We start from the raw sequence: 7,959 nt of genomic DNA, 5'->3' as shown, positions 1-7,959 counted from the left end.
CCGTCGATCCGGATGCTGGTGACAGCAGCGCCGGGGATCGAGGAGAGGAGCGTGCGGCGGAGAGAGTTGCCGAGGGTGTAGCCGAAGCCCGGCTCGAGCGGCTCGATGACGAACCGGGAGCGGAACTCGTCGACGACCTCTTCGGTCAACGCGGGACGCTGAGCAATCAGCATGGGGTGATGCCTCCAGATTTCGGCGCCCGCTATTTGACGCCGTAGACACCGCAGGGTATCGGCAATACGACCTCACAAGAGGCCGCACCGCCCGACACCGCCAGGTGCCGGCTCAGCCGACTGGACAGCAGAGTTGCCCGAAGCACGCGGCGCCTTTGCCGTCAGGCCGCAGACCAGCGCGGTGGTGAGACGAAGAGGCCGAGTGCCCGCTGCCGCGTGCCGGTGCACATCCGTGCCGCCAGCGCCTCCAACGCCTTACAGCGACTGGTCCGTGACGTGGAAGAACGTGGTGACGAAGTCGGCCGTGTAGGCCATCACCACACCGATCACTGCGGCGATGAGCGAACTGACCCAGGCGAGCCGGCGCAGTTCGGCCTCACTGCGCGTGCTGCCGTCCACGGCCGCCGAACCGAGGGGCGGTGCATCCCACCGGCCCTCGCCTGCACCGCAGAAGACCGCTACTCCCCATAAGCGCCATGCGAAGGGCGGCGCCGCGGCCGTCGCTTTCGCCCGGGCGCAGCTGGGTAAGCCCTATGTCTGGGGCGGTACCGGACCGCGGGGCTTCGACTGCTCGGGCCTGGTGATGCGCGCGTGGCAGAAGGCCGGGGTGAAGCTGCCGCGCACCACCTGGGGCCAGATCCATGCCGGGACCGCCACGAGCCGGCCGCGCTTGGTGCCCGGTGACCTCGTCCTGTCCTACGGCGCCGGCCATGTGGGGCTGTACATCGGCAACGGCAAGGTCATCCACGCCCCCCGCCCCGGCCGCACGGTCACCGTCGCACCGCTCGCCGACCCTCCGACGTGGTCAGCTACCGCCACATCACCGCATAGGACGGTCCGATGCCCAGATCACACACAGTCGTTGGTGACGTCCCAGCAGGTCGCCTCCGGGAAGGGATCGCCACCGCTGCCACCCTCTGGGGGCGGTGTGCTCGTCGGCGGCTTGTACGGCGATGGCTCATACGGCGGCGGTTCCGGCGTCCACGAGCTTCGCCCCGGCTCCGGCTGCCTGGGACCCGTCGTCTTCTTCTTGGACGGGGCCCGCGGCGACACCTCCCGCGTCCCGCCCGGCGCAGGCCCGTCCTTGACGGGCTTGCTCACAGCAGCGCTGGAAGTCGCACCGCCCGCAGGCGCGCTCGGCGAGCCCGACGGGGAGCCCGCGGCCGCCGACGCGGTCCGCGCTACGCGGCCAAAACCCGCAAGAACACCGACCAGCTCGCCGCTGTCCTGGAGGACATCGCCACCAACGGCCTGCCCTCGCTGGAGGACTGCACGCCGTGGGAGAAGTTGCGCGAGGCCTACCTCGCCCGGCTCGCCGCACAGCGTTCGGCCGTCGCCTGATGGCCCCGCAGAACAGCCCACGCCGCGCCAGGATCGCCTTCTCCGAATCCGCCGCCAAGCAACCGGAGAAACATCACCAGAGAGGCGGAGATCCGCGCCCTGGGCCGCGCCCTGGTCGTCGTCTCCGTCGACCCCGACCTGGGCGAGGCGCTGCCCGGCGACTCCGCCGGCCCCCAGCTGCGCTAGTACACCGATGAAGTCGAGCGCGTACGGCTCCTCTACTGGGTCACGGCGCTTCGCACCGTGGTTATCTGGGGTTCGCGGGGTGTTGATGCAGGTCAACGCCGTGTTGCTGCGTAGGGACGTGAGGGCACGTGTCTCGTTTGGTCGGCTGGATCCTTCGGCGGCGATTAGCGGCGGAACGCGCTGCTAGGACTTGTCCGGGCGATCACGTGCGGAGCCAGATGACGAGGGCTGCTGCGGTGGCGGTGCCGAGGAAGACGTAGCCGCGCTTGTCGTATCGAGTGGCGACGGCTCTGGCGTGCTTGAGCTTGTTGATGGCCCGCTCGACGGTGTTGCGTTTCTTGTACCGCTCTTCGTTGACCGCGGGTGGCCGCCCGCCGCCTGATCCTTTGCGCAGGCGGGCGGCCTGGCTGTCAGTCTTCTCCGGGATCGTGTGCCTGACGCCGCGGCGCCGCAGGTAGTCGCGGACGGGGCCGTTGCTGTAGGCCTTGTCCGCAGCGAGGCTGTCCGGCTTCTTGCGGGGCCTGCCCGGCCCGAGACGGGGGACCCGGATCTTCTCCAGCACCGATTCGAACTGGGTGCAGTCCGCCCGCTGCCCTGCCGTGACGACCAGGGACAGCGGACGGCAGCGGCCATCCGCGCTCAGGTGGATTTTGCTGGTGAAACCGCCCCGCGAGCGGCCCAAGCCCTCGCCTCCAGCACCACCTCCACCAGGCGGCCGTGAAGGCCCTGCCACGGCGTCTCGTCCTGGTGTTCTGCCTTCGCGGCCCCCTTTGAAGCGGGGGCTGGCGGCGGGTCGGTGCGGGCGCCGGCCGCATGCTGATGCGCACGCACAACGGTGGAGTCGACAGAGATGTCCCAGTCGATCTCCCCGACCGCGTCGGCCTCGGCCTGGACCTGCTGGAGCAGACGTTCCCAAGTCCCGTCGGCCGACCACAGACGGTGGCGTTCATAGACGGTCTTCCACGGCCCGAACCTCTTGGGCAGATCACGCCACTGCACCCCGGTCCGCACCCGGTGCAGAATCCCGTCGATCACCTGCCGGTGATCCCGCCACCTGCCACAACGCCCGTTACTGACCGGCAGGAACGGCCGCAGCCGTGCCCACTCGGCATCCGTTAGATCGCCCCGCCCCATGCTCACCTCAACGATTCGGGCACGGCAGCCGTCACGTGGGCAGCACGACTCCTGCGTACTGGCCGCTCTCTGGCCTGGAGAGGAACACCCGGCGGCGTGGCAGCTCGATTTCCGCGACGACGACGGCAATCTCCTCTCCGACCTCGAAGTCTTCTGCCGGACTCGCCGCAGGGCGGCCGTCGACCTCTCTGAAGGGGACCAGCCCGAAGATCCCATCCCCGAGGTCGACGAGGACGCCGATGGGAAGCACCTGCTCAACCGTCCCGCGGAATTCCTGGCCCACCACTGTGCGGTCGGCGAAAGCCTGGAGGGGGTCGGGCTCCAGTGCCTTCAAAGACAGTCTGGCCTCAGCGTTGTGGGTGTCGAACCCAATGAACTCGCACGAGACACGCTGCCCTACCTGAACAACATCGGTGGGAGCATCGAAGCGCCGCCAGGACAGTTCGGGGATACCGAGGAACCCGACACCAGGCAGGGTGGGATGGCCAGGCCCGTCGTCCAGGGCCACGAAGACCCCGAACCGTTCGATCGCCGCAACGGTGCCGGACAGGATGTCGCCGTGGCGCAGGGACTCAAGGAACGCCCAGAGTTCCGGGCTCTCAGACTGCCAATCCATACCCGCAACCCTGGCACACGACGTCGTGTGCCAGCCATGTCCTCAAGCTGAAGCGACCGTCCGCAATCCCGTCATGTCTCAGCCGCCGGCACCTTGATCGCCCGGGCAAGTCCTAGCCGAGTTCACCAACAGGGACGGACCTGCCAGCGCCGTCTGGAAGGGTCTCGTGCAGCCTGGTGAGCGTTTCCTGAGCGATGTCCGTGAGCACGCTGGGGGACATAGTGGCGAGGGCTCTGATCGTTCGCTGCCAGCTGCCCGTCTGCAGCGCGTGCGCGATGAGCCTGTGCGCCTGCTTCGGGGCTGCGTACTCGGCCACGCCCACCAAGGCGTCCGCGCGGTAGGCGGGTTCGGCGAGGTTCCAGGCGATCTCCTCGGCATGAGCGATATCCCCTGCGGCCGCGCATGCCGGTGCCACCGTCGACCACGTCCAATCCGCCATCTCGTGATCCCATCCCAGGCCCGCCGAGTCCCGAGACCGAAGCAGTGCATCGGTGAACCCGGCCATGATGGCCTCGGCGTCGAGGGCCGCGGCTCTTGCGCGGTCGGCTTCGCCCGTATTAGCCCATGCCCGAGCGACCTCCGAGAGTTCCCGGGCTCGCTCCAACGGGTCTGCGGCATCCCTCGCACATTGATCGGCCCGCTCCAGCAGTGCGGTGGCACGATCGGCCTCGCCCGCCTTGGCTGCCGCCCGCGCCACGCCTGCCAGTGTGTGGGCTACCACTGCCACGGCGTGCTCCGGTGACTCAGCCATGGTGATGCTCAAGGCGAGTTCTTCGGCGCGGTCGAAGTCACCTGTCCGGGCAGCCGACCAAGCCACCTCCTGCCACGCCCAAGGCAGACCGTCACTCTCCGAGATGTCGGACAGGATGTCTTCGGCGCGGTCGAAGTCCTCGAGCCTCCCCCAGGCCATCGCGATCTCCTTCTGAGCGCTCGCGAGTTCGTGAGGATCTGTGATGGTCCGGGCGACCTTCTCCGCCCGCTGCACCACCTCGGTCGCGACAACCGCTCCTGCCGTGCGGCTCAGCGTCCTCACCTGGTTCGTGGGATCGGGTATCCGGTTCGCCAGATCCCAGGTGCGTTGGACAATTCTTCTCGCTTCAGCCATATGTCCCGAAGCAGCCAGAGAGTCCACCACTCGCTCGAGGTCCCAGAGCATACGGCTGGGATTGGTGCTGCCGCGGGCGAGTTCCTCAGCCATCCTGCCTACGGCCCTGGCGCGGGCAGCCTCTCCTGCCTCGGCCCACGCGCACGCCACCCCGGCCATCTCCCGTGCCCGCTGACCAGGATCGGTGATGATTTTGGTGATCTCCTCGGCGCGTCCGATCTCCCCTGCTTTGGTCAGGGTCTGCACCACTTGAGCCGTGGCTCTGTCCACGGCGTCAGAGACTCCCGAGCTGTGCGTCGAACGGCTGATGCTCCGGATGATCTCCTCGGCGCGATCGAAGTCACCTTCCTCGGCCCATTTCGGGGCCACCGCGGCCAGATCCAGCAACCGGGTCCGCGGATCGGTGATGCTCCGGGCAACCTGCTCGGCTCGGCCCGGATCCCCGACAGCTCCCCAGGCCCGAACCACGTGGCCCCAGGCCAGACTTTCGTACGCATCGTTCGTGGTGATACTCCTGGCGATGTGCTCGGCCTCGGCAGCCACGGCGTGGGCGCGCTCGGCGCGACCGGCCTGCGCCCACGCCTTCGCCGCATCGCCCAACTGTCCTGCGAAATGGTCCTGCCTGACGTAGCTCGCCCGGCTCCTCGCGAGATTCTCCATTCGCTCGGCCACCGTTGCGGCTCGTCTGTTCAGTCCCACCGCCGCCAGCGTTGAAGCGGCCCGCGCCAACGCCCAGGGTCTTTGGAGCGGGTCGGTGATGCTTTGCGCGATGGTCTCGGCCCTGCGTGCCGCTGCCCTGGCTCGGATTGCGTCCGTCCCGGCCAGTGCTTCCGCGATTTCCTGCTGCGCTCGCACCATCCCCAGCCGATCGTCCGCGCTGATGCTACGGGCTGTTCGCTCGGCAAAATCGATATGGCCCGCCTCAGCCGCCGCTCGTGCCACTCCGGCCAGTGCGCTGGACCGATTTAGAAGGTCGGCGATCGCCGCGGCGACTTTGTACGCTTCCTCGTGGTAGCCGGCCTTCGCGACCGCGATGGACACATCGATGAGTCCCGAGGACGCACCCCTGTCCGACACAGGAACTGTCGCCGAGAACGTCACCACTTCCTCGACCAGCGCGTGCACGTACGCATCCTCTTGCCGGTCGTTCAAGGCGCGGATAACAGCAGCCAGTGCGACGAGTTGACGACCACGACCAGGAATGGACCGGGCGAGTGCCTCGGCACGTTCAGGCTTACCCGTCAGTGCCCATACAGCTGGCAGGTTGGAGGGGATGTCGTTGTTGCGGCCGGTGATCTGTTCTTTGCGCAATGACAGCAGGGTCAAGAACCGCAGGTCGGGCTCGTTCCGACTGAGGAACGCGTCCTGCGTGGCGCTGATTTCGGCAAGCGCGGCGACATCGCCGCCGGTCATCTCGAACAATCGGTCGTGTCGTGCGACATCCAAAGCGCAATCGGCCATCCTGGACAGATCGCCGTCGGCCTGCAGCATGGAGAAGTAACCGCGCAGGAGGTATTCGGGAGTATCCGTGGGCCAGCCCAGCCGGCAGTAACGCTCGGCCCAGGCATGGAGCTGCTCACGGTACTCCTGTATTCCTTCTCGGCCGAATCCTTTGACTGCGGCCTGCTGGAGCTCCTCATGACCGAGAAGATAGATCTCACGGAAAGCCACGGATCTGATGGGGCTGGCAACTGATTTACGTGTGATCACCCGCCCCGACGAGGAGCGAAGCGTCTCCTGGACTTCGCTCAGCCGGCGGTTCGTGAGCTCGGAGAGATCTTCTCCGTCAAGGCCGCCCCCGGCTGCGGCGATCAGGCCCAGCAGCTCCTGCTCGGTCTCGTCTCCCAGCAGCAGACGATCCAGCTGGGGTTCGGCGGCGATGCGAATGCCCTCGGCGTGTACCGACGGCGCCAGGATCTGCTCGGAGCGACGGAGCGGGTGCCCGGGGGGTACATCGGCGGGGATGGAGCGGCCGGACGCCACGATGCGTACGCCGGTCGGAGGCCGGTGAGGCAGTAGCGCGGCGATGCTGTGTTGGGCAGCGCCGGTGTCCTCGTCCAGCCCGTCCACAACCACTACGAGGTGCTTTTCCCGGCCCCTGCACGCCCTGCCCGCCGCGTCCAGCAACTGCAGGAAATGCGCAGGGCGACTCTCGGGGACGAGGCTCGACGGGATGGGCTCGCCAAGAAGCGTTGCCAACTGTTCGATGACGACGTTCAGGAATGCGCCGTGATCGCTTTGCCCTGGGAAGCGGCGGGTGATGAAGAACGAGACAATCTCCGCCTCCTCCGGGGGATCGAGGACGAACGAGGACAGCAAAGCGGTCTTCCCCGCCCAGGGACCCGCCTTCCAGAAGAGGTAATCGTGTGACGGCTTCGGCTCACAGCAGAAGGCTGTGAGCTGCCTCAGTTCCTTATATCGGTCCTGTAGTTCCTCGGGGGCTATCTGCCGCACCAGATGGAGGTAGGGTGACCGGGCACGCTGCCGTTCGCTCGGGTAATGATTGATCTGCGTGCCGTGTATCAACACGCCTTTGGAACCAGTGATCTCGATTTGATTCACGGTCTCGTCGGGATCATTGGTTCCACTTCCGACGGGATCTTCAGTCCCTTGGTGTGTCACCGGATGCTCCTCCGGCGTTGAAGAAATTGATCTGCGGCCCTTGCCCGGCGTGCACGCCTTGGGAGTCATGGACGCGCACCATGCCAATTCCGGCACGGGGACCGCTGCCGTTGAGTTCCCGCAACAACGCCTCCGCCGCAGCGTGGACCTGCCCGTCCAGGTCGGCGCCGGACATGGCAAGCGCTTCTCGGAGCGATTCGTCGTCGATCTCGGATTCCCCGCCCATCACGGGCAGTTCGATGTCCTGGTCTCCGCGTGAGTCGAGACGACGCTGAACCGCAACGCGCAACCTCTCGTACGCATCCCGCACGGCACTGCTGGCGGAATCCGACAGTCCCGCCGCAGCCCCCGCCCCCAGCGCCGCAACCACCAACTCGATCTCGTTCATCGCCGCTCCTCATCCAAGAACGAACCCCTGTCGCTCGTGTCGGGGCGCACCAAGGTCCCCGAGGCAGCCAGTGTTGCACCGACTGGGGCAGTCGTGTGCGGGCTTGCCGACGAGTGGGGCCATTGAAGTTGAGCAGTGCGATGGGCTCCGCGGCAGTGACGCAGTGTCTGAATGGCCCTCCAAGTGCGGTGATGGCCAGACGCCTTGCGGATCGACGAGTTTGCTGGTGGGGGTTGGCGTCCTTGGCGTTGCCGTAGCCGGTCAAGCCGGGACGGCTGGCGGAACGTGGCCATGCACCACTAGTGTCTTGTGATTCCGTCAGCATTACTTGATCTTGTGTGGCAGGGTCTCTTGGTATGGAGCTGTCCGTGGAACAGGCCGCCGAGTTGCGGGC

General features: G+C 67.0%; 5 protein-coding genes and 4 pseudogenes. 3 read left to right on the top strand and 6 right to left on the bottom strand.

Translation table 11 applies throughout. From position 1 onward, the window contains the following. A pseudogene (locus tag ACFU6I_RS46940) lies at nt 1–173 on the bottom strand (DNA-directed RNA polymerase subunit alpha); the annotation flags it as partial. Between the two features lie 255 nt (nt 174–428). After that, nucleotides 429–572, bottom strand: coding sequence for a hypothetical protein (locus ACFU6I_RS46935; protein WP_384380272.1), 144 nt, complete (start codon nt 570–572; stop codon nt 429–431). Here ACFU6I_RS46935 and ACFU6I_RS46930 point away from each other — a divergent pair. The 3 pseudogenes from ACFU6I_RS46930 to ACFU6I_RS46920 all read left to right on the top strand — a co-directional run. Beyond that, nucleotides 511–957 (top strand): annotated as a pseudogene (locus ACFU6I_RS46930) (C40 family peptidase); the annotation flags it as partial. The gene ACFU6I_RS46935 and the pseudogene ACFU6I_RS46930 overlap by 62 nt on opposite strands. A gap of 324 nt (nt 958–1,281) precedes the next feature. Continuing rightward, nucleotides 1,282–1,514 (top strand): annotated as a pseudogene (locus ACFU6I_RS46925) (hypothetical protein). Beyond that, nucleotides 1,514–1,814: pseudogene (locus tag ACFU6I_RS46920) on the top strand (hypothetical protein). The pseudogenes ACFU6I_RS46925 and ACFU6I_RS46920 overlap by 1 nt, the downstream one beginning before the upstream one ends. 88 nt (nt 1,815–1,902) lie before the next feature. Here ACFU6I_RS46920 and ACFU6I_RS46915 read toward each other — a convergent pair. From ACFU6I_RS46915 to ACFU6I_RS46900, 4 genes are all read right to left on the bottom strand, one after another. After that, a protein-coding gene (locus tag ACFU6I_RS46915; protein ID WP_384380269.1) for an IS5 family transposase occupies nt 1,903–2,834 on the bottom strand; the annotation gives its coding sequence in 2 pieces (ribosomal slippage) (nt 1,903–2,487 and nt 2,490–2,834; 930 coding nt in all). Between the two features lie 31 nt (nt 2,835–2,865). After that, nucleotides 2,866–3,450, bottom strand: coding sequence for a S1 RNA-binding domain-containing protein (locus ACFU6I_RS46910; protein ID WP_384380267.1), 585 nt, complete (start codon nt 3,448–3,450; stop codon nt 2,866–2,868). Nucleotides 3,451–3,562: 112 nt separating this feature from the next. Next, a complete protein-coding gene (locus ACFU6I_RS46905; RefSeq protein WP_384380264.1) occupies nt 3,563–7,117 on the bottom strand; it encodes a hypothetical protein in 3,555 nt (1,184 codons plus the stop codon). Between the two features lie 40 nt (nt 7,118–7,157). Continuing rightward, nucleotides 7,158–7,565: a hypothetical protein gene (locus tag ACFU6I_RS46900; RefSeq protein WP_384380261.1), complete on the bottom strand. Its 408-nt coding sequence runs from the start codon at nt 7,563–7,565 to the stop codon at nt 7,158–7,160. Between the last annotated feature and the right edge of the window lie 394 nt (nt 7,566–7,959).

This window comes from Streptomyces sp. NPDC057486, assembly GCF_042802415.1.
Classification (GTDB): Bacteria; Actinomycetota; Actinomycetes; order Streptomycetales; family Streptomycetaceae; genus Streptomyces; species Streptomyces yanii.
The sequence above is the reverse complement of the archived record's forward strand: the minus strand, read 5'-3'. Positions and strand labels throughout refer to the sequence as shown.

Excerpts from the sequence above, each read along its gene's own strand:
- ACFU6I_RS46910 (WP_384380267.1), bottom strand. The coding sequence starts at position 3,450 with ATGGATTGGCAGTCTGAGAGCCCGGAACTCTGGGCGTTCCTTGAGTCC.
- ACFU6I_RS46900 (WP_384380261.1), bottom strand. The coding sequence starts at position 7,565 with ATGAACGAGATCGAGTTGGTGGTTGCGGCGCTGGGGGCGGGGGCTGCG.